The sequence below is a fragment of the Acidomonas methanolica genome, from assembly GCF_004346035.1.
Lineage (GTDB): Bacteria > Pseudomonadota > Alphaproteobacteria > Acetobacterales > Acetobacteraceae > Acidomonas > Acidomonas methanolica.
This window is the reverse complement of record NZ_SLZN01000006.1, coordinates 109,955-128,666: the sequence shown is the minus strand read 5'-3', so window position 1 is coordinate 128,666 and position 18,712 is coordinate 109,955. Positions and strand designations below refer to the sequence as shown.

Below are 18,712 nucleotides of genomic sequence, written 5' to 3'. Positions count from 1 at the left end.
CTTGTATTACGGGTGGCTGATCAGGGGCAGCCACAGGGCCAGCGCCGCGAGTGTTGCCAGCAGGACGGGCGGCGTAATCGCCAGTCCAACTTTCATATACTGCCCCCATGTGACCCGATGGTTCTTGGATGCCAGCACATGCAGCCACAGCAGTGTTGCGAGACTACCAATCGGCGTGAATTTTGGCCCGAGGTCGCAGCCGATGACGTTGGCATAGATCATCAGGTCGCGTGTCAGCGGCGTGATGTCGTGAGCCTGCTGGATCGCCAGCGCCCCGACCAGCACACTCGGCATATTGTTCATGATGGACGACAGAACAGCCGCCAGAAAGCCGGTGCCGATGGTGGCCGTGAACGTCCCTTGATGACCGAGCCAGACCAGTGCGGTCGCAAGGTAGTCAGTCAGCCCGGCATTGCGCAGCCCGTAGACCACCAGATACATGCCCAGGGAGAAGATCACGATCTGCCACGGGGCACCCCGCAGCACCTTGCGAACAGGGATCACCCGGCCATACCCGGCGACGAGCAACAGGGTTCCGGCGGCCAGGCAGGCTACGACACAGACCGGGATATGAAACGGCGCGGTCAGGAAATAGGCCGCCAGTACGAGGGCCAGTAGCGGAAATGCCGCCCGGAACACATGGGGGTCACGAATGGCCGTGGCAGGTGCGGGCAGTTCGGCGACGGGATAGGTCGCAGGCACCTGCCGCCGGTACCACAGCCACAAGACGGCCAGCGTTGCACCAAGTGCTACCAGATCGACAGGGACCATGATCGCGGCATAGCGATCGAACGCAATGCCAAAGAAATTGGCGCTGACGATGTTCACCAGGTTGGAGATGACGAGCGGCAGGCTGGTGGTATCCGCGACGAAGCCAGTGGCGATAATAAAGGCCAGCGCCGCAGCAGGACTGAGGCGAAGCTGCGTGAGGATGGCGATGACGATGGGCGTCAGCAGCAGGGCCGCGCCGTCATTGGCGAACACAGCCGCAATGGCCGCTCCCAGCACCACGATCAGCGGGAACAGCGTACGGCCTCGCCCTTTGCCCCAGCGCACGACGTGCAGGGCGGCCCAATGGAAGAATCCGGCCTCATCCAGCAACAGCGAGATGACGATCAGCGCGATGAAGGTGAAGGTCGCGTCCCAGACGATGTGCCACACGACAGGAATGTCGTGCCAGTGGATCACACCAGCCGCCAGGGCCACGGCGGCACCTGCCATTGCGCTCCAGCCGATACCCAGCCCCCGAGGCTGCCAGATGACAAAAACGAGCGTGACAACGAAAATCAGAAGCGCCAGCATCAGACGATCCGCTTGCCGGATTCATCGACGATCTTCTCGCCGTCTTCTTTGACGAAAGCGCCTCGCTGCGGGTTGGGCAGGATGTCCAGAACTGCCTCGGACGGACGGCAGAGTGCCGCACCCAGCGGGGTGACGACGATGGGCCGGTTGATCAGGATTGGATGCGCCATCATGGCGTCGATTAGGTCGTCATCGCTCAGGGCCGGATTATCGAGGCCAAGCTCATCATAGGGCGTGCCCTTGCGCCGCAGGAGATCGCGAACCGAGATCCCCATGCGCGTGATCAGACTGACCAGTTCGGCGCGCGATGGCGGTGTTTTGAGATATTCGATGATGGTTGGCTCGATCCCCGCATTTCGGATCAGGGCAAGCGTATTGCGCGATGTGCCGCAATTCGGGTTATGATAGATTGTGACGCCAGTTGGCTCGGTGCCAATGTCGCGCAATTTCGTCACCAAACTGGCAGTCTCAAGCTTGGCCAGCGGCAATGCGACAAGCAGGGAAATACGATTCTTCAGACCCTTGAACGCCGAGACGAACGCTCGCTCCCGGTCGGCATCGGTTCCCGAAACATTACTCGGATCGGGAATGCCCCAATGGGCCGTGATGGGTTTCCCCGGCCATACCGGACAGACTTCTCCAGCAGCGTCATCGCAGACGGTAAAAACGAAATCCATAACGGGAGCGTTCGCAACAGCAAACTCATCCCAGGGCTTGGAACGCAGTCCCTCGGTCGGGTAGTCGAAGCTCGCCAGCACTTTCAAGGCGAGAGGATTGACCTGCCCCTTGGGATGGCTACCGGCGGAGAAGACCCTGAAATGGCCAGCACCATCCTTGCGAAGGATGCTCTCGGCCAAAATCGAACGTGCGGAATTACCCGTACACAGAAACAACACATTGAAGACGCGATCGGTCATTGGGGGGTTCACTCGGATGGGCAGCAGGACGACAGTTCTGCAACCAGTGGCTCACAAAGTTCAGGGCTTTGCCCGCAGCAGTCCTTGACGAGAAACAGCATCAGTTCCCGCAGGCGCGGTAGGCAGGCACGATAGACAATCACACGGCTATGGCGCTGCGAGGTCAGCAGGCCGGCACGGGTCAGAGTGGCGAGGTGGGCCGAGATCGTGTTCTGCGGGACATCGAGATGCCGCGCGACGTCTCCGGCCGGCAGCCCGTTCGGTTCATGGCGCACCAGCAGGCGGAATATCTCCAACCGCGTGGATTGCGACAGTGCGCTCAGGGCCAACAGGGTCGATTCGGTATCCATATATCCTTACTCGTGGATATATAGAATATTGTCAATTCCCTTTCGCCCGATGGGCCGTTCCTGTCGCCGGATTGTGCAGTGTCATTGCCGATTTCCGATTGGCTGCTTTCCCGACATATTGGCCGTGTCGGTCGTTCATCATTCTCTATATCCACTGACGAACCGAGCGTCGGCAACTTCCTTTCCCTCGGCGGGTCTATCTTCAATCCAGGGGAATTTAACTGTCCTTATCGCCACGACGACTATAGCCCGAGCCCCCGGTTCCGGGTGAAGCTCCAGTCGATCCCGCCATCGTCGCGTGCGACGCCGGAGACGTGCTGGCCCCGCTGCTTCTCCAGCGACGGCGTCCATGGCACGAGCTGGAACTGGAGGCCGTCATCGATCATCGCATAGCGGCCGGAGGCCAGGGCCATGCGTTGCCGATACGTGCCGGTGACATACTCGCCCGATGCCGACTGACTGAACGTCCGGCCCGTCTCAGCGGCGAGCCGCTCTCCCACTTCGTGAAGCTCGCGGTCCCTGAGTTTCCCGATCAGGTTGCGCGCCAGGATCACCCCCTGCGTCCGGCGTTCGGCAAGACCCTGCTCAATCAGTTGCTCGGTCCGCCGCTCCATCGCCTCATGCACTTCGGCACCGAACCCCGCCTGCCCCAATGCAACAGGGTCGCGCGCCACTGCCTGCCGGTCGAGCCAGGTAGCCCCGCGCGCCGTCACCTGATCCTCGATCGACAGGTCGGAACGGACGGCCAGCGCCACGCGACGCTGCCCCTTCCTGTCATCGAAGGCGCGAAGCTCCACGACCGACCCCATGCTGCCATCACCGGTCGCGTCGAGATCGGGAAAACGGATATGATGCGTGCGGCCATCCACGCCGTCGATGACGGCGTAGGCCGTGCCTTTCAGCTCGTCGTCCAGCCCCCGATCGACCAGCCTGCCGACGACAGGAACGTCGAGGCTTTCACCCGCCAGGACGTAGCTCGATGTGCTCCGCTCGATCCCGCGCTCCGTCAGCGAGCGGTGGATACGCTTGATGATGTCGCCGCGCTCCCCGAACTCGCGGAGCGTCGCCTCGGCGGATTCATCCAGCATCCATTGTCCCTGACCGACCTGATGGGCGAGACCGAGCCCCTCCAGGTGGCGCAGGCGCCCGACCTTCAGGGCCTCGAACGGATCAGGCTGCCGATCCGGCGCTGGCGCCATGTCGATGATGCCGTTGCGGCCCGCATCGCGGGCGAGTTGCCGGTCGAGCTGGGTCCAGTGCTCGGCGCCGACCTGGCGTTCGAGGGCACGATGGATTTCGACGTCATTGCGTAGCCCGAGTTCCTGCGTCACCAGATCCTGGGCACGGGCGCGCAGGCCCTCCCGGATATAATCGCGGGAGATCACGAGGTCGCTGCCATCCTCGGCTACGCCCCGCACGAGGATGTGGACATGGGGATGCTGGGTGTTCCAGTGATCCACCCCCACCCAGTCCAGCTTCGTGCCGAGGTCTTTTTCCATCTGCCCGACCAGTTCGCGGGCATAGCCCTTGAGGTCGGCCATGTCGGGCGCGTCCTCGGGTGAGATGATGAAACGGAAATGGTGGCGATCATCCTCGCAGCGCTCGGCGAACGCCTTCGGGTCGGCATCGTCGATGCCAGGACCGAAGAGCCGCGCCTTCTCGCCGTCCTTCGTCACCCCGTCCCGGCGCAGGTAACGCAGATGGGCGGCGAGCGGCGCCTTGCGCCCGCTGTGGCGCACGACACGGGCCTTGACGGTCACGCGGCGGACACGGCTGGTCAGCAGACGATTGGCCCTGGCTGCTGCGACGCGGCCACGCCCGAAGGACGAGCGGGAACCGCCGCCGCTGCGGCCCGATCGGAAGCCACCGCCTCCGGCACGCTGGGCCGAGGCGAGGGCCTGGGCGACGAAGGGCTTGAGCCGCTGGGCGCGGGGCGAGCGGATGCGGCCCAGACGGGGCTGGAAATCATTCTCGCGGGCCATTGGCGCCCCCAATGTGCGAAAAAGACAGGTGCAACAAGGAAAAGTAGGGTCGGCAAACATTGGCGGAGAGGGAGAAACATTGTGTAGGAAAGGAAAAAACGCTGGAAAACCAACACCCCAACCGAGGCGCAATGTGCGCCCTTTTATCTCGCCTCTCCTTTGCCCAGACCCAGTGCGGTCCCTGATCCCTGCTACGATCCGTCATGAGAAACGCTGGACCACGCCGGACCACGATTATGCGCTGACCTGCGACCGGCTGCGAATGGGCGGTAAGGAGAGGCGGATTCGGCATGGTCATGGTGCCGACTCCCTGTCAGAAACCGTCACGAACAGGCCAGCGGAGTGCGGTGCAATAGGCAACAGATCGCGTGCGGTGATGTTGGCAGACGCATCGTTCGCGCGTGCGAAAAAGATCGGCGCGCGTCTCCAGGCCAGGGGATCGGGACGCGCCGCCGGAAGCGGTATTGCGTCACCGTTCTGGCCGAGAAGAGGCAGAAGACCGGCGACATAGGCGAGGGTTTCGGGCGGCAGCGGACGTTGCCGATCGCGGAAGTCCTCGTAGCGTCCCGGTCCGGCATTATAGGCTGCGAGAAACCCCGGTGATCCGTAGCGATCGTGCATCTCGCGCAGATACGCGGCACCCGCGAGAATGTTGTCATGCACATCGAATGGATCACTTCCCAGCCCATAGCGGACACGCAGGTCGGCCCAGGTCGCGGGCATGATCTGCATGAGGCCGAGCGCGCCTTTCGACGAAATCGCACTGGTATCACCGCCGCTTTCAGCACGCATCACCGCCCGTATCCAGGTGGTAGGAACGTCGAAACGGCGGACTGCCTCAGCGATTTGGGCAGCAAAAGAATCGGTGTCGGCGAGTGTCGAAACCGACGCCGCCCGTGTCTGGTCGGCAGCAGCTAATACGCCGATCGCGGTGATGCCGACAGCGAGGAAGAACGCGGGTCGCATCGTCTCAATCTCCTCTTTCGGCGCGCTTTGACGGGCGCGTCCAGTTCAGCACCCAGACCGCGCGGTCGTCGGCGGTGCGGAAGAGATTGGCCCGGATGGGCTGCGTGAAGGCGGGATCGTCGAGTGCTACGGCGACGTATTCACCGGCCCTCTCGCCGGTGCGTTTCCAGCCTGCGCCGACCTCCGGACCGTCGGCATCGGTGAGATGGATGCGATAATCCGGTGCATGTTCGGCGTCGGAAAAATCGGCCGGAATGAGGATAAGATCCTGCGTCACGGTAAGGGTGCGAATACGCCCGGCAAAGCCGGTTTTGGTGCGGGTGAAAAGACCGATCTGTGCCATCTTAGTGTCCTTTCGCGGATGGATTGGAGGATAAGGCGACGGCCTGGCCGCTCCCGGATGGAAGCCAGACCGGAGTGGCTCGGCCGATGACGGTGGAGAGGGGCAGCGCGCCAAAATATCGGCCATCGAGACTGCGTGGCTCGGCCGGATTCATGACGAAGACCTGGCCGGGATCGAGGTGTTGGCAACCCCGCCAGACGGGCAGCGGGCGACCACGATGATCGACGGATCGCGCGTCGCCAGCGAATTTTCCGTCGATGGTGATGCGTTGTCCGGTACGGCACACGAACTGCCCTGCGATGGCCGCTACAGGTTTGAGCAGGGGCACACCGAGAGGGAGGTAGCCGCGCGTCGCCAGCAGCATCGCCTCGCGCTCGGGCAGACGGACAGCGGCCAGATCGCCGACATGCGGCGCAGGGTCCGTGTGCAGCCGATAAAGCCCGACGGGCACGCTCGCCGTTTCGTTCCAGATCAGCCGGGGCATAGGATGCAGGGCCAGCGAAACGCCCACACCGAGCACCGCGAAATAGGTGGCGAAGAACCAGCCACGCCGGGTCATGACGTCACCTGCCGCCGCTTGAGCCAGGCTGCGTGCTGCTCGCGCGTGTAGCTGCGGGGCTCATGTCCGGCAGTGATGCGATGGTGGAGATGCCGCCAGTAATCGGGCGCGGCATCCGCCGGGTCGATGCCCAGCGCGTCAACAGCGTCGATCGCCCGAAGCACGCGCTCGACCCTCGGCCAGCTATCGACACGCAGGAGGATTTCGCCACCGGGACGCACAAATGGCAGAGTCTGGAATGGACTTCCTGCTTCCACCGCCCGCACGATGTCCACGCGGGAGACCGTGGCTCCCAGATCGTTCGACGCCCAGCGGACGAAGGCGAAGATGCTGCCCGGCGCGAAACTGGAAATGCGGCGGCGACCATCAAGGATCTGTTCGTCAACGCGGTGGCCGAAGCGCAACCAGTGCTCGATACGCTTCTCGATCCAGGTCAGTTCGACATGGGTCAGCGACGCCGCGCGGCGATGCGGCGGCGTAGAAAATCGTCCGTTCATGGCACGTCTCCGGGATTGTCAGGGAACTCACGGGCGAGCAGCGCGCGCAGCATGTCGGCGACGGTCATGCCGCGCTGGAACGCCGCGACCTTGATGCGGGCGCGCAGCGCCGGCGTGACGTCGATGGTCAGCCGGGCGGTGAAGTGGTTGGCAGCCGCAGGCTTGTCCGGCGCCTTGACCCAGCGTTCCGGGTCGGCGGGGCGCGACGCGAAGCCGGGTAGCGTGCGACGCTCTGTCATGGCGATATTCCCTCGCCGAGCGGCAGCACGGACGCGATACGGTCGCGCGCTTTCTGCGCCATGACAGGATCGATCTCGCAGCCGACATAGCGCCGACCGGCGAGCCGACAGGCGACGCCAGCAGCCCCCGAGCCGGCGAACCAGTCGCCCACCAGGCCACCCGGTGGGCAGCTCGTGCGGATCAGGATCTCCAGCAACGCCACCGGCTTCTCGGTCGGGTGGATGGCCCGGCCATGCGTATTACGGACCGGAATCACGGAGCGCATCAGGCGCGGGCCACCGTCCTCGCTGACGTAACGACCGGCATCGATCCGACCCATGTGGGGCGGCCGGTGTTTCCGTCGTACCGTGCGTGCCCGTGCGTCGGACGTGGTCGGAACCACGTTGTAGACGGCGCGCCAGGGCGTATCGTCGCGATAGAACTGGACGATCAGTTCATGCACGCGCCGGAACCGATCGGCATGGAAGCTGGAACCGTTCTGCTTCTCCCAGACCAGTTCCTGGGCATATTTCCAGCCCGCATTCCGAAATGCCGCGTTGGATGCAAGGAAACTCCGCAGGGAGCCGAAAACCCAGAGCGAGCCGCTGGGTTTCAGGGCAGCGAGCGCCTTGCCGGGCCAATCCGCTATGCGCCGGTCCCATGCGAGCGACGTATCGCCATAGGGGGGATCGACCAGGATCATGTCGTAGGGGCCGTGCCAGGGCATCAGGAGCGCGCTGTCGCCGGTCAGCAGGGTCATGACACCAGCCCCCCAATCTCGGCTGTCAGTGCGGCGATTTCGCGGGCGGCAATCCCCTGCGGGCGCAAGTCGCAGACCAAGCGGCCGGTGCGCGCCATGTCGGCGAACGCGACCCGCTGGCCGATCCGCGCTGCCAGCGCCGCCGGCTCATGCCCCACCAGCGCCAGCCGGGTTTCGCGGGCGATCACCGTGCGCGCGGCGCAGCGGTTCAGCACGAAACGGGCCAGCAGACCGGGACGGAAGAGCCGCGCTTCCGCCAGCAGCCGCAGCATTTCGGCCGAGGCCCAGCCGTCGAACGGCGAAGGCTGCACCGGGATCAGCACCAGATCGGCCGCCAGCAGGGCGGAGCGCAGCAGCGCCGCCACCCGAGGCGGACCGTCGATGACGACGTGATCCACCCCCTGAGCCAGTTCCGGCGCCTCGTGATGCAGCGTGTCGCGCGCCAGGCCGATCACGCCGAACAGGCGGGGCAGTCCCTCCCGTGCGCGCTGCGCCGACCAGTCCAGCGCCGAGCCCTGCGGGTCGGCATCGATGACCGTCACGCGCCGGCCTTCCCGAGCCCATTGGCCCGCGAGATGCAGCGCCAGCGTCGTCTTGCCGACGCCGCCCTTCTGGTTGAGGAGGGCCACGATCATGGCCCGTCTCCGCGTGCTTTTGGGCCGGAAACGGAGGGACCAGGGCCGTTATCCGCAAGGCGGCCCGCCCCATCAACATAAGAGTTAGATTCTAAGTTAGATAAGTTAAGGGCCGGAATCGCCGTTTCAGGCCAAAGACTTAGCTGCGATTCGTGCGTGCGAAGTCCCGATAGTCCTGCGTGTGATGTCCCGATAAGGGTTGCGTGTGAAATCCCGATACCATTCACATGGTTATCCACAGGAATTGTGGATAAGTCGGCCGGCAGGATGCGGAGCAATTCGCGCGCGCCGTCGCGCTCGATGCCCAGGCGATAGCCGGGCAACGACTGGCGGGCGGCGATATGCCGGATCTGGATGGCGAAATCCGAGACACGCACCAGGCTGCCGGATTTCGCATGCAGATGGGCGATCTCGAAGGTCCAGCCCGCACGCTGGCGGCCAGCATGCTTGCGGGCGATGCGATAGAGCCAGCGTTCGATGCCGCCGGTGAGGCGGAAATAGGCCGGGTCGATGGCAAGCACGAGCGAGCGGTCGATCACGCCGCGATAGAACCATTCGGGAATGACGATCTCGACACCAGCGGCGCGGCCCGTCTGGCTGGCACAGATCTCCCATTCGGTGATCCAGGAGAACTGCTGACGGCGCCAGTTCTGGCCGTTGCGGATCGTAGTGGCGACCACGGTGGACTGGAGCCGGGTCAGTGCCGCCTTGAGTAGCCCATAATCCCGCGCTCCCGTCTGACGCCCGATACTGCTCAGAAGCTGATAGGGCGTGAAGCGCAGGAAGCGCGATGTCGTAAGACCAAGATTTTCCGCCTCGACGATCTGGCTGGCGGCCCAGATCAGCACATCGGCGTCCCAGATCGTCGCCATGCCATGGTCGGGCATGCCGAAGACTTCGACACGGACGTCACCGGCTTCATAGAAGATCGGCACCGTGCGCTTTGTCTTCGCGAGCGAGAAGAACGGTCGCTCCATCAGGTCGCGCTGATCGCGCGGGCTGGCATCCCCGCCGGAGACCACGAACGGGTCGAGCCTGTTGCGTTCGCTTGCGCGCCTGGAACGCGGAATACCCGGCGCGGCATTCATCGTGGGTCATGCCCGGCGGCACGCGCCGCGTCATAATTCGGGTCGGAGGTGGATTTGCACGCACCGGCGGCTGCCCATACGTCGAGGTCATCGATCAGATAGACGACGCGACCACCAAGCTTGCGGAACGTCGGTCCTGTACCGTGGCAGCGATATTTTTCCAGTGTGCGCGGCGAAAGTCCGAGAATTTGCGCAGCCTCATGGGTGCGCAGATAGCGCGCCGGTGAGGGCGTGGGTCTGTTGAGCATGATATGCCTCCGTCCGGTTTTGAAGCGTCGCGGCGAAGTCGCGGCGGATCGGGATGACGGTGGCGAAGAAAGCAGGCGTTGGGGGTGGACGAAGATTTTTCAGACTCAGTGTCCACCTTCGGCGGACCATGACGCGCGCAAGAGTTACCGTGCGCAGCCGGGCGCAGGCCAGCGTCGAAAAAATGGAGGGAAACAGCGCAGGAGAGCGAAAAACGGCTGATGCTATTTGCCGTGTAAGAAATCCAGGTAACCGCCGTTTACCCGGTTCTCTGCGTCCTGAATCAGGCGATCCGCAAAGCGCCGCGCCGCAGTGTTCTTCCACTCGATGGAAGGTAAAATCGCCTGCCATGAACGGCCGGCGGCTATGGCGACCTCACGTGGGCCGCCACCAATTTCCTGAATGTCGAAGGCGATCAGAAGCTGAATCTGCCGCGCACGCTGGAGCGGCGTGAGCTGGAGCGCGCGTGGAAGCAGGGCAACGCGGCTGCCACGCAGATGCCGGAAAAAGCGCAACGCCACGTCGAGACGAAGCTCGCCGGCAGCGTCCAGCGGCAGCAGCACGGCGGGGCGTTGCAAGGCCGAAGGGTCCAGAAGCCGAAGAAAGAGATCGCCAACCGCGTCGCCGATCGTAAGCCACCCGCCATCCGCATCGTCGTGACGGGCCAGGATATTCCCCAGCATGGCGGGTTCGATCGGGGTCACCGTCGCGAAACCCGAGGGTGCCGGCGTGAGAATCAGCGTGGCCGGGGAGACCTCGGGCCTCCAGACCATGCGGCCGCGGCGGGCGGGTTCATCGGGAGCATGGACAAAAGCCCAACCCCCAGCGTTCGGCGAACGCCGCGCGCTCTGCGGCGGCGTCCGTTGCCCGGCGGGCGATGCGTCGTTGCAGGCGGGCATACTCGCGACGGTACGTCGCGTTGCGGCGCAGGAACTCGACGGCGAAACCGGAACGGTCCAGAGTGCTGATACGGTCGCGTATTTCCTGTGAACGCCAGAAGGATGTCGGCATGGTGACCTCCCTGTCTGGCCCCTCATACGGCAAGGGGGCAGCCTCAATTAGCCGGATCGGAACCGCGAGCGCATAGACCCTGATTTTCTATTGGGGAGAGTGCCGTGGGGGACCAGCGCGTGGGCCGGCGAAGCCCGGCTATTGCAGGCGCGGCTCCAGCAAATGCCGGTAGCCGGCTTTGGTCATCCAGCGCGCCCGTGCAAGATGGTTGTCGTAAACAGCCCTGGCGCGCACGGGTTCACAGACAGGATCGATTTTGAACAGCACCGCAACGACTTCGCGCCAGTCGGCACCTTCCTCGTCGGCGATCAGGAGGCGGAGATAAAGGTCGAGATGCTGCTCGTCATAGGCGTTCACACGCGCCGTCAGAGGCGGGTGATCCTGGAAGGATGGGTGGGTCATGACGATCCCTCGTGATAGCGCTGTTGGATCGGTTCGATAACAAATTCGTGGAATGACGACCGTTCGACGGTTCCGCGCTGACGCAAAAAACAACGCGGGGCCGAGTGGGAAGGCTGCGCGGCCAGGCCGATCAGGACGGCGCGCGTCTGCGACGGCCCGCATCCTGTCGCGTCTGTGGATCGGAAGTCTCGTGAAGAAACATGACACCACGCCCTTGCCCGGACTCGATGAACAGGATGCCCGCTGCTTCCAGCGCGCGGCGGACCTGGTCGATCGTGCCCTCATGGACACCAAGGCCACGCTCGGATTCAAGGCGCTTGAGCGCGGTCAATGCTACGAGGGCTTTTTCAGCGAGCCGTTCCTGTGTCCAGTTCAGGAGTGCCCGTGCCGCCCTTACCTGTCGGCCAGTGATCATCCATGATCACATCCGACATGCAGGGCATGCACACCAGAAATACGACTATAATAGTCGTATAATGGAGATTCAATATCGTTCTTTCAGTTGGATAGTGAGGAAACACCGGCGTCCTGCTTCTGATAGGACCGTCAGTGGGGTCCGCCGTCGGTACGGGCGACCAGACGAAAAGACCCCCGCTTACGCGGAGGCCTCCCCGTCGTGGCATTTTGCTGCGAATTGCGCGCATACCTGGTTCAGTTCACGCTCGATTTTGGCCCGCTCACGACGGCTGAGGTGAAAGCTGGTCAGTTCGGCGCGCAGCATCTGGATCTGGTCGTGTAGCGTGGTCATCGTCCTGCTCCTTTCGTTTTTCGAAGACAGGCCGTCGCCTCATGCGCGCGTGAATCGGGTCAAGGATCGCCGCAGGCGACCGCCCCAGCGGCGCGCGGGGGAGCCGATTTTGTCTGGTGTGCCCGTAGGGTGCGCCGGGCAAAATTGGGGGGACCGCGCGTCCTTGAGGCGGTTCACGCCGGGCATGGTACAATGGGAAGGCTGAGGGAAGCCCTGTTCCCCTTTCTTGCCCACACATTGGCAGATTGGGCGCGGCGCGACTGGTGCGCCCACCCGCCGGTTCGCGATCGGTCATGCGAAGGCCCCACCCGGACCGGCCGGGCGGGGGATCGCTGGCACCTCAGTCGCCGTTGCGGCGGCCGTTGGGGCGGGACCAGATCAGGCTGTAGCCCTCGCCGTCCTCGTCATCGAAGAGGTTGGCGAAGATCGGGGCGTTGAAGCTCGGATCGTCGAGCTTGAGGCTCAGATAGTCGCGCCCCTCGTTGGAGCGCCGGGACCAGGCCGCTCCGATCTCGACCCGGCCGACGAAGACGCGGTGGCTGGGGGCATTTTCGTTCAGGCGCGTGGTCTCGGGGGCGATGCGGACGTTGGGGGTCTGGAGCGAGAGGGTGACGATCTCGCCGTTATATCCGTTGCCGACTTTCTTGAAGGTGCCGATGGTAGCCATGATACTGCTCCGTGATCTCTGTTACCGAGCCCGCACCATTGCGGCCTCGATGGCGATCGGACAGACGGAGGCGAGCGGCGGCGCATCCCGTAGGGACCGAAGCGCAGCGGAGGACGGCGGGACGGAATTTTCTTGTTTCGCGAGGAATGACGGCGCAGCCGTCAGGGGAAGAAAATTATGGACCGCTGTTGCGCCATGGCCGATCGAGGCGCAGCCGACCTTCGGCTAGATCAGCCATCTTGAGAGGCGGCATGCGTGCGCGGCCCGACAGAGCACACATCACGGAGACTATGGCCACCCGCGCCCCACGCAAGTGTCGGCCAGGAAGGGGAAGGCATCGTCATGCCCTGCTTCCGACCCTGCACACGCCCCGTTCCGGGACTGCGTTTCGCACGGACACGCCCTGCCTTCCGGGATTCCACCGGCCGATGCTGACAGGAAGCGCTGGACGTCCACGCTCCAGGGAAAGAGCACCTTCAGCCAATATGCTGCAATCAGGGCCTCATCGATCGCTCCTGCCATACCCTCCTGACAGCGAGGCGGCCAGATGCGAAAGCCCCCGATCCTGTCCTGCCTCGCCGGTTGCCAGAGCGGTGTCAGACCCGCGCGATATTGCCGCCGGACGGTCCGGGTGGGGCCACGGTTGTAAAGCGGATGAAAGCGGTGACGCCCACCGCGATCGCGCCGATGATGGAGAAAAAGAGCTGCCACGCCGGAGACGGCATCAGCATCTGGGCGATCCCATGTGTCGTGCTGTAGCCCATGATAATGGCGGGCACCGTATAGAGCAGGACGATCAGCAGCTTGAGCCACATCCACGGCACCAAGGCGAAGGCGATTTGGCCAATAACGAAGGTTGCAGCGCCCGCGACGAAACCGACGATGATCCCGCCGACAACACCAGCACCCGCACCATACGCCCAGAACCCGGCCATCAGACCCATGGCGCAGGGCAGGGCGAAGACTGCCACGGTAAAGAACAACCAGCACAGGAAGCCAATGCCGGCGACGAGCAGGAAGGGAGCAAGGATGAACATGGCGGCGGTCTCCGTGCAACCGACAATGTCGGACGGTCGCGCCTGCCACCACCACCACGGCGCAACCCGCATTATAGCGCAGATGATACGGTGACCGGAACGAAAATCCGCGCGGCTTACGTCCCGCCGGTGACGATATCATCGAAATCTATCGCTGGTATGCGGACGTTGCGGTCAATCAGGTCGAGCGTTATTGCCTTCCCCCGTGATCCGGTGGCGTTGCGAAGAACCTTGCGATCCATAGCACCTGGTGCTACATAGGAGGTCATGACCAATGCCGAGCCATCCCAGCGGGCATTCAAGACCGCCTGGTTCGCCAGGGCGGCCCGGAAAGCTCGCATCAAAGACGATGAACTCTGCAAAGCGATCCGGGAGGTCATGAAGGGTCAGGCCGTCGATCTGGGTGGTGGTGTCTTCAAGAAGCGCCTGAACAAGAACCTGCATCGCAGCATTATTCTTGCGAAAGGCGGTCGATACTGGATCTACGCCTATCTGTTCGCGAAGAAGGACCGGGACAATATCGATAGCGATGAACTGGAAGACTTCCGGACCCTCGCCAAAGCCTATGCCGTGCTGACCGGGGAACAGGTCGAACGGCTTTTGAAGGATCGAGACCTGACGGAGATATGCCATGGCGATGAAGAGAAAAAATAGCTTCCGGAGCGACATTTCCGAGGCCATTCATTCCGGGGCGGTAATGCTGCACAAGGTCGGCGCGCTCGACAAGGCGACGATGCGTGATTTTGACACGCGCCATCTGGTGGTGCCCCCTGCGATCGAGCCGATCGAGATCAAGCGTCTCCGCGAGGCGAACAATGTCAGCCAGCCGGTCTTCGCGCGGTATCTGAACACGAGCGAAAGCACGGTCGAGAAGTGGGAGAGCGGCGCCAAACGGCCGAGCGGGATGGCGCTCAAGCTGTTGAGCGTCATTCAGAAGCACGGTCTTGAGGTTCTTGCCTGAGACGCTGGCTTGCGGGGAAGGAGAGAGCGCTCACGCGCCGCCTCCGAACCGCAGGACCGGGATACCGAGCCGCTTTGCCTTGTCGGCCAGATTTTCCTGGATGCCTGAACCGGGGAAGACGATGACGCCGATCGGCATAGTGTCGAGCAGCGCATCGTTACGACGGAAGGGCGCCGCCTTGGCATGCCTGGTCCAGTCCGGCTTGAAGGCGATCTGCACGATATCGCGGTGATCGGCCCAACGTGAGGCAATGAACTCAGCACCTTTGGGCGAGCCACCGTGGAGCAGCACCATGTCGGGATGCTTGGCCCGCACCTTATCCAGCCGGTCCCAGATCAGGATATGGTCGTCGAAGTCCAGGCCCCCGGTCACGACCACCTTGGGGCCGGGCGGGACCAGCAACTCGCCCTCGGCGCGGCGTCGGGCGTTGAGGAAATCGCGGCTGTCGATCATGGAGGCCGTCATGGTGCGACGTGACACCAGCGAGCCGGCCTTCGGACGCCACGCGCTCAGGGTCAGGCGCTCGAACTGCTCCTGCGCCTCGTCGCGGAAGATCTCGTAGGCGTTGCGGCGCTCGATCAGGGTCAGCCCTTCGGCGATCAGCCGCTCCAGTTCCACCGAGCGGATCTCGCTGCCATCCTGTTCCTGCTGGCTCCGTTTCTGCGCCTGCTCGTTGCGGTCAAGCTCACGCTCAACCTGGCCGACCATGCGGTGGAAGATGTTCACGGTGGACCAGAGCAATGCTTCGAGATCGGCTTCCAGCCGTGTGTCGGTCAGCGTCGCAGCGATGGCGTCGAAGATGTCGGCCACAGCACCCCCGATGCGCTGCGCTTCGGGTAGCGGCCTGGGGTCCGGCTCGTCCGCGAAGGGACGGTAGCCATACATCTGGAGTTCGGTCAGCACATGCGCGGTGGATGAAGCGGCGTGCGGCGGTTCGAAATCGTCGGTCATGCGGGTCATGAGGCTGTCCTCCCAGGTCTCCGGCTGCGCCCTTCGCGGCCTTTCCGGGGGCGGACAGCGGCAGACCAGGGACGGGCCGGAACCGCGCGCTGGCGCGCGGCCGCAGCACAGCGAAGGATGGCAGGGGGCCGGCTATTTTGCCTCGCGATGTAAAGCGCCCCCACAGGGCGCGACGGAAAATAGCCGGCTCACGCCATTGAAGGCCCGGCCCGGCTGACGCCCGCTCCCCACTTGAAAGGCCGGGGCGCGGACCTGCCGGACGGGAGGCAGGACAGGCCCGCCGACAGAAGACGGCCCCCCCACTCCTCTTTCCGGCCCGCTCAGGTATCGGCGGCCTCCAGAAAGCGTGCCACGTCCGCTGGCGCGAGTTGCGGATGCAGGATCGCCCGCAGCGCGCCGCGTCCCAGCGCACGGAGATCATCATTGAAATCGCCCAGCCGTGGCGACAGGCCGATCAGTTCGATCCCGGCGTCACCCGCGCGGGCGTGCAGCGTCGCCAGCGCCTGATCCCCGGCCGGATCGTCGTCGCGCAGGACGTAGAGACGGCGTAGCAGCGGCGGAAAGATCAGGGCAGCGAGATGTGCCGAAGACAGGCAGGCGGCCAATGGCAGATCGGGCAGAACCTGCCGCAGCGAAAGCACCGTCTCGATGCCTTCCCCGGCGGCGAGCACGTCGGATGCCACCCCGAAGCGCACGGCATGACCGAGCAGCCCGCCCAAGGCACGGCGCGGATGGTCGACCGGTGCCTTGCCACGGCCGTCCGCCGCCAGCCAGGTGCGATGCACACCGGTCAGAGTGCCGTCGAGGTCGGTGACAGCGGCGATCATGGCGGGCCAGGTCTCGGTCAGACCGTCCTCGTCCGGGCGGTAAAAGCAACGCGGATGGAAGCGCAGGGCTTCGGTTCCGTGCAAAAGCGTAATGTCGCGTCTACGGAGATACGCGTCTACGGATGTGCCTATGATCGGCCCGGACATGGCCCAGAGCCGTCGTGCCGCTTCGGAAGAACTGGCGGAAGCACGCTCACGGGCAGGTCGGTCCTGTGACGGCGGCACTGGGTCAGGATGCGGCAGGCTGAGGAAGGCGCGTGCCTCGTCGGCCACGTCGCGGAAATCCACCAGGCCGAGGCTTTCGCGGATCACGTCGAGCAGGTCGCCATGCTCACCCGACTGAGCGTCCGTCCATTTTCCCGCCCTGCCGTTGGCGGTGTCGTGGAGCCGGACGAACAGCGACCGGCCGGGCGTATTGCGCACGTCACCGACCAGCCAGTAATTGCCGTGACGGCGACCGGCGGACAGATACTGCCGGCACACCGCCTCCGCGTTCTCCGCCAGACGACGGGCGAGATCGCCTGCATCATGCAAGGTCATCGCCCTGCCCTCCTGTGTCGGGATTGCCTCCGTCCAGGGCGATCGCCAGCCAGCGATCGGTGGTCATCCATGAAATCGTTTTGCGCCTGCCAAGGTCAAGCAGATGCGCACCGCCGCTGAAGGCGCCGATCCGGGGACGTGAACAGCTATTGGCCCACTGGAATCCCCATCGGCCCCGAAGCCGGAAGGCCCGCGCACAGCGTAGCACGAATTCCACGACCTGATGCGGATCGCCAGTCACCTCATCGCGCATCCAAAGCTTGGTGCCACCATATTCCGGTTCTACAGAAAGCCGGAACCCATCAGATGGCGGGTCTTCCGCCGCCAGTTCGTCCATGAATTCATTGTAGAGATCGAGCGCCTTGGCAGCGTTTTCCACCGTACCCACATCGAGAACGCACGAGAAATGCGTGAAGAAATCAGCCATCGGAATGACTCCCGAAACGAAAAAGCCCGGCGCAGTGGCCGGGCTCGTAAAAACGTCTTTACGGAAAGACAGAAAAGCGGCTTTCAGGAAGCACGCTCCATCAGCCTGCGGGCCTTCTCTTCCAGATCCAGCCGCGTGTCCTGGTTGGCCTTTGTCCGCGCCAGCGCCGTAATCCCCTGCACGAAATCGAACACACTCTCGGGCTTGCGGCCTTCCTCGTGCAGCACGGTTTCGATGATCTTTGCGGTTTCCGGTTTCGAGAACCCGCGACGACGCAGGAAACTTTCGCGGTCTTCATCTGTTTTCGCGACCAGCGCCCGACGCGAGGCCTGAATGCCGGAGACGAACGAGGCCGGGCTGGCAGTGGCGAAATTCCGTAGTGCTGGTGTCGCCTGATGCACGAAGCGCGAGGCCGCGAACTTACTATGCCGGATGGTGATCTGTTCGAAATTTTCCACGCCCCACAACATCCTGTTTTGACACACCCCGCGCAGATAGAATGACGCAATGCCTAGGCTCTTGCTGCCGACTTCCGAATTCCAGGCGTAGAAACCCCGGAAATAGAGATCGGGATCGCCATTGGGCAGGCGTCCGGCCTCGATGGGATGCGTATCATCCACGAGGAACAGGAACACGTCCCTGTCTGACGCATACAGCGTCGTAGTTTCCTTGGTGATATCGACGTAGGGATTATGGGTCATGGTGGCCCAGTCGATGACGCCCGGCACCTTCCAGTTGGTATCGCCTGTGCCGTCACCCGCGATCTTGCGCACCGCCCCGACCAATTCGTGATCCCAGATGCGGCCATAATCCGGACCGGTCACGGCGCGCAGTTCTACCCGTCCGTCTTCGGTCTCCAGCGTTTTCACCAGTTCGGCGCGGTGCGACAGCAGCCCGTGCTGGAGATTGATCGCCGCCAGCGGTGCCGGCAGGTCGCGCAGATAGGAGGACGGCGCGCTGACCAGGCTGCACATCTGGCCGAAGGACCAATGCGTCGGCGCGATCGGCTCATGCTGTCCTGGCACGGTCAGGGTCAGACGCTCGACACTGTCGCGCGAGGCCTCGACGCGGATGGCGCGGCTTTCCACCGTGCGGGCCGTGGCCCGGTCTGCCCGCGCCAGCGTGGCAGCATGCAGGTCGGACAGCGACAGATAGCGTTCGTCATCGGGGCGCGAGAACCATTCGGACGATACGCGGGCGCTGCGTTCGCCACGGGAGGGATCAATCCGGAAGCCCGTGCGGGCGGAAGACAGAATGGAAGCGGACAT

26 protein-coding genes and 1 pseudogene are annotated in these 18,712 nt (G+C 63.8%); 2 read left to right on the top strand and 25 right to left on the bottom strand.

Annotated features, from left to right (window positions below):
- Positions 1 to 6 precede the first annotated feature (6 nt).
- From EDC31_RS07060 to EDC31_RS06955, 21 genes and pseudogenes are all read right to left on the bottom strand, one after another.
- Entirely contained in the window at positions 7 to 1,302 is a 1,296-nt protein-coding gene (locus EDC31_RS07060; protein WP_018308119.1) for an arsenic transporter, read from the bottom strand.
- Positions 1,302 to 1,739: an arsenate reductase (glutaredoxin) gene (gene arsC / locus EDC31_RS18075; protein WP_029604264.1), complete on the bottom strand. Its 438-nt coding sequence runs from the start codon at positions 1,737 to 1,739 to the stop codon at positions 1,302 to 1,304. The genes EDC31_RS07060 and arsC overlap by 1 nt, the downstream gene beginning before the upstream one ends.
- A 189-nt stretch (positions 1,740 to 1,928) precedes the next feature.
- Positions 1,929 to 2,219: pseudogene (locus EDC31_RS18590) on the bottom strand (arsenate reductase ArsC); the annotation flags it as partial.
- An 8-nt stretch (positions 2,220 to 2,227) separates the two neighbouring features.
- Positions 2,228 to 2,569, bottom strand: coding sequence for an ArsR/SmtB family transcription factor (locus EDC31_RS07050; RefSeq protein WP_018308121.1), 342 nt, complete (start codon positions 2,567 to 2,569; stop codon positions 2,228 to 2,230).
- 242 nt (positions 2,570 to 2,811) lie between these two features.
- Positions 2,812 to 4,551, bottom strand: a complete 1,740-nt coding sequence (locus EDC31_RS07045) for a relaxase/mobilization nuclease domain-containing protein (protein ID WP_132126970.1) — start codon at positions 4,549 to 4,551, stop codon at positions 2,812 to 2,814.
- Between the two features lie 294 nt (positions 4,552 to 4,845).
- Positions 4,846 to 5,517 (bottom strand): lytic transglycosylase domain-containing protein, encoded by a 672-nt coding sequence (locus tag EDC31_RS07040; protein WP_023979786.1) that lies wholly within the window; start codon positions 5,515 to 5,517, stop codon positions 4,846 to 4,848.
- Positions 5,518 to 5,521: 4 nt separating this feature from the next.
- On the bottom strand, positions 5,522 to 5,860 hold the full coding sequence (locus EDC31_RS07035) for a DUF736 domain-containing protein (protein ID WP_023979785.1): 339 nt from the start codon (positions 5,858 to 5,860) through the stop codon (positions 5,522 to 5,524).
- Between the two features lies 1 nt (position 5,861).
- Positions 5,862 to 6,419: a S26 family signal peptidase gene (locus tag EDC31_RS07030; protein WP_023979784.1), complete on the bottom strand. Its 558-nt coding sequence runs from the start codon at positions 6,417 to 6,419 to the stop codon at positions 5,862 to 5,864.
- The gene (locus EDC31_RS07025) at positions 6,416 to 6,916 is read right to left on the bottom strand and encodes a DUF2840 domain-containing protein (RefSeq protein ID WP_023979783.1); all 501 of its coding nucleotides are present in this window, start codon (positions 6,914 to 6,916) and stop codon (positions 6,416 to 6,418) included. Before EDC31_RS07025 ends, EDC31_RS07030 begins: the two co-directional genes overlap by 4 nt.
- Complete coding sequence (locus tag EDC31_RS07020; RefSeq protein ID WP_018308123.1) at positions 6,913 to 7,155, bottom strand: ribbon-helix-helix protein; 243 nt, start codon at positions 7,153 to 7,155, stop codon at positions 6,913 to 6,915. Before EDC31_RS07020 ends, EDC31_RS07025 begins: the two co-directional genes overlap by 4 nt.
- Positions 7,152 to 7,895, bottom strand: coding sequence for a DNA-methyltransferase (locus EDC31_RS07015; RefSeq protein WP_018308124.1), 744 nt, complete (start codon positions 7,893 to 7,895; stop codon positions 7,152 to 7,154). Before EDC31_RS07015 ends, EDC31_RS07020 begins: the two co-directional genes overlap by 4 nt.
- Positions 7,892 to 8,530, bottom strand: coding sequence for a ParA family partition ATPase (gene parA, locus EDC31_RS07010; protein WP_018308125.1), 639 nt, complete (start codon positions 8,528 to 8,530; stop codon positions 7,892 to 7,894). Before parA ends, EDC31_RS07015 begins: the two co-directional genes overlap by 4 nt.
- Positions 8,527 to 9,618, bottom strand: a complete 1,092-nt coding sequence (locus tag EDC31_RS07005; protein WP_018308126.1) for a replication initiator protein A — start codon at positions 9,616 to 9,618, stop codon at positions 8,527 to 8,529. Before EDC31_RS07005 ends, parA begins: the two co-directional genes overlap by 4 nt.
- On the bottom strand, positions 9,615 to 9,866 hold the full coding sequence (locus EDC31_RS07000; protein WP_010668883.1) for a helix-turn-helix transcriptional regulator: 252 nt from the start codon (positions 9,864 to 9,866) through the stop codon (positions 9,615 to 9,617). Before EDC31_RS07000 ends, EDC31_RS07005 begins: the two co-directional genes overlap by 4 nt.
- 222 nt (positions 9,867 to 10,088) lie before the next feature.
- Positions 10,089 to 10,637 carry a DUF2285 domain-containing protein gene (locus EDC31_RS06995; RefSeq protein ID WP_018308127.1) on the bottom strand — a complete coding sequence of 183 codons (549 nt, stop codon included), beginning with the start codon at positions 10,635 to 10,637 and terminating at the stop codon, positions 10,089 to 10,091.
- A gap of 19 nt (positions 10,638 to 10,656) precedes the next feature.
- Positions 10,657 to 10,875 carry a transcriptional regulator domain-containing protein gene (locus tag EDC31_RS06990; RefSeq protein WP_010518331.1) on the bottom strand — a complete coding sequence of 73 codons (219 nt, stop codon included), beginning with the start codon at positions 10,873 to 10,875 and terminating at the stop codon, positions 10,657 to 10,659.
- 138 nt (positions 10,876 to 11,013) lie between these two features.
- Entirely contained in the window at positions 11,014 to 11,277 is a 264-nt protein-coding gene (locus EDC31_RS06985) for a DNA -binding domain-containing protein (RefSeq protein WP_010518332.1), read from the bottom strand.
- Positions 11,278 to 11,407: 130 nt separating this feature from the next.
- Positions 11,408 to 11,692, bottom strand: coding sequence for a helix-turn-helix domain-containing protein (locus EDC31_RS06980; protein WP_018308128.1), 285 nt, complete (start codon positions 11,690 to 11,692; stop codon positions 11,408 to 11,410).
- A 180-nt stretch (positions 11,693 to 11,872) separates the two neighbouring features.
- Positions 11,873 to 12,025 carry a hypothetical protein gene (locus tag EDC31_RS17675; protein ID WP_010518334.1) on the bottom strand — a complete coding sequence of 51 codons (153 nt, stop codon included), beginning with the start codon at positions 12,023 to 12,025 and terminating at the stop codon, positions 11,873 to 11,875.
- 340 nt (positions 12,026 to 12,365) lie between these two features.
- Positions 12,366 to 12,692, bottom strand: coding sequence for a DUF736 domain-containing protein (locus tag EDC31_RS06970; protein WP_018308129.1), 327 nt, complete (start codon positions 12,690 to 12,692; stop codon positions 12,366 to 12,368).
- 596 nt (positions 12,693 to 13,288) lie between these two features.
- Positions 13,289 to 13,729, bottom strand: coding sequence for a hypothetical protein (locus tag EDC31_RS06955; protein ID WP_023979781.1), 441 nt, complete (start codon positions 13,727 to 13,729; stop codon positions 13,289 to 13,291).
- 267 nt (positions 13,730 to 13,996) lie between these two features.
- Between EDC31_RS06955 and EDC31_RS06950 the strand changes: the two genes are divergently transcribed.
- Entirely contained in the window at positions 13,997 to 14,383 is a 387-nt protein-coding gene (locus EDC31_RS06950) for a type II toxin-antitoxin system RelE/ParE family toxin (protein WP_010517758.1), read from the top strand.
- The gene (locus EDC31_RS06945) at positions 14,361 to 14,690 is read left to right on the top strand and encodes a helix-turn-helix domain-containing protein (RefSeq protein ID WP_018308131.1); all 330 of its coding nucleotides are present in this window, start codon (positions 14,361 to 14,363) and stop codon (positions 14,688 to 14,690) included. The genes EDC31_RS06950 and EDC31_RS06945 overlap by 23 nt, the downstream gene beginning before the upstream one ends.
- A gap of 30 nt (positions 14,691 to 14,720) precedes the next feature.
- Here EDC31_RS06945 and EDC31_RS06940 read toward each other — a convergent pair whose 3' ends face one another.
- The 4 genes from EDC31_RS06940 to EDC31_RS06925 all read right to left on the bottom strand — a co-directional run bounded on the left by EDC31_RS06940 (position 14,721) and on the right by EDC31_RS06925 (position 18,712).
- Positions 14,721 to 15,650 carry a DUF2493 domain-containing protein gene (locus EDC31_RS06940; RefSeq protein ID WP_010517762.1) on the bottom strand — a complete coding sequence of 310 codons (930 nt, stop codon included), beginning with the start codon at positions 15,648 to 15,650 and terminating at the stop codon, positions 14,721 to 14,723.
- A gap of 320 nt (positions 15,651 to 15,970) precedes the next feature.
- Positions 15,971 to 17,017 carry a DUF7146 domain-containing protein gene (locus EDC31_RS06935; RefSeq protein WP_010517764.1) on the bottom strand — a complete coding sequence of 349 codons (1,047 nt, stop codon included), beginning with the start codon at positions 17,015 to 17,017 and terminating at the stop codon, positions 15,971 to 15,973.
- Positions 17,004 to 17,444 carry a hypothetical protein gene (locus tag EDC31_RS06930; RefSeq protein WP_018308132.1) on the bottom strand — a complete coding sequence of 147 codons (441 nt, stop codon included), beginning with the start codon at positions 17,442 to 17,444 and terminating at the stop codon, positions 17,004 to 17,006. Before EDC31_RS06930 ends, EDC31_RS06935 begins: the two co-directional genes overlap by 14 nt.
- Before the next feature lie 83 nt (positions 17,445 to 17,527).
- Entirely contained in the window at positions 17,528 to 18,712 is a 1,185-nt protein-coding gene (locus EDC31_RS06925) for a DUF932 domain-containing protein (protein ID WP_132126969.1), read from the bottom strand.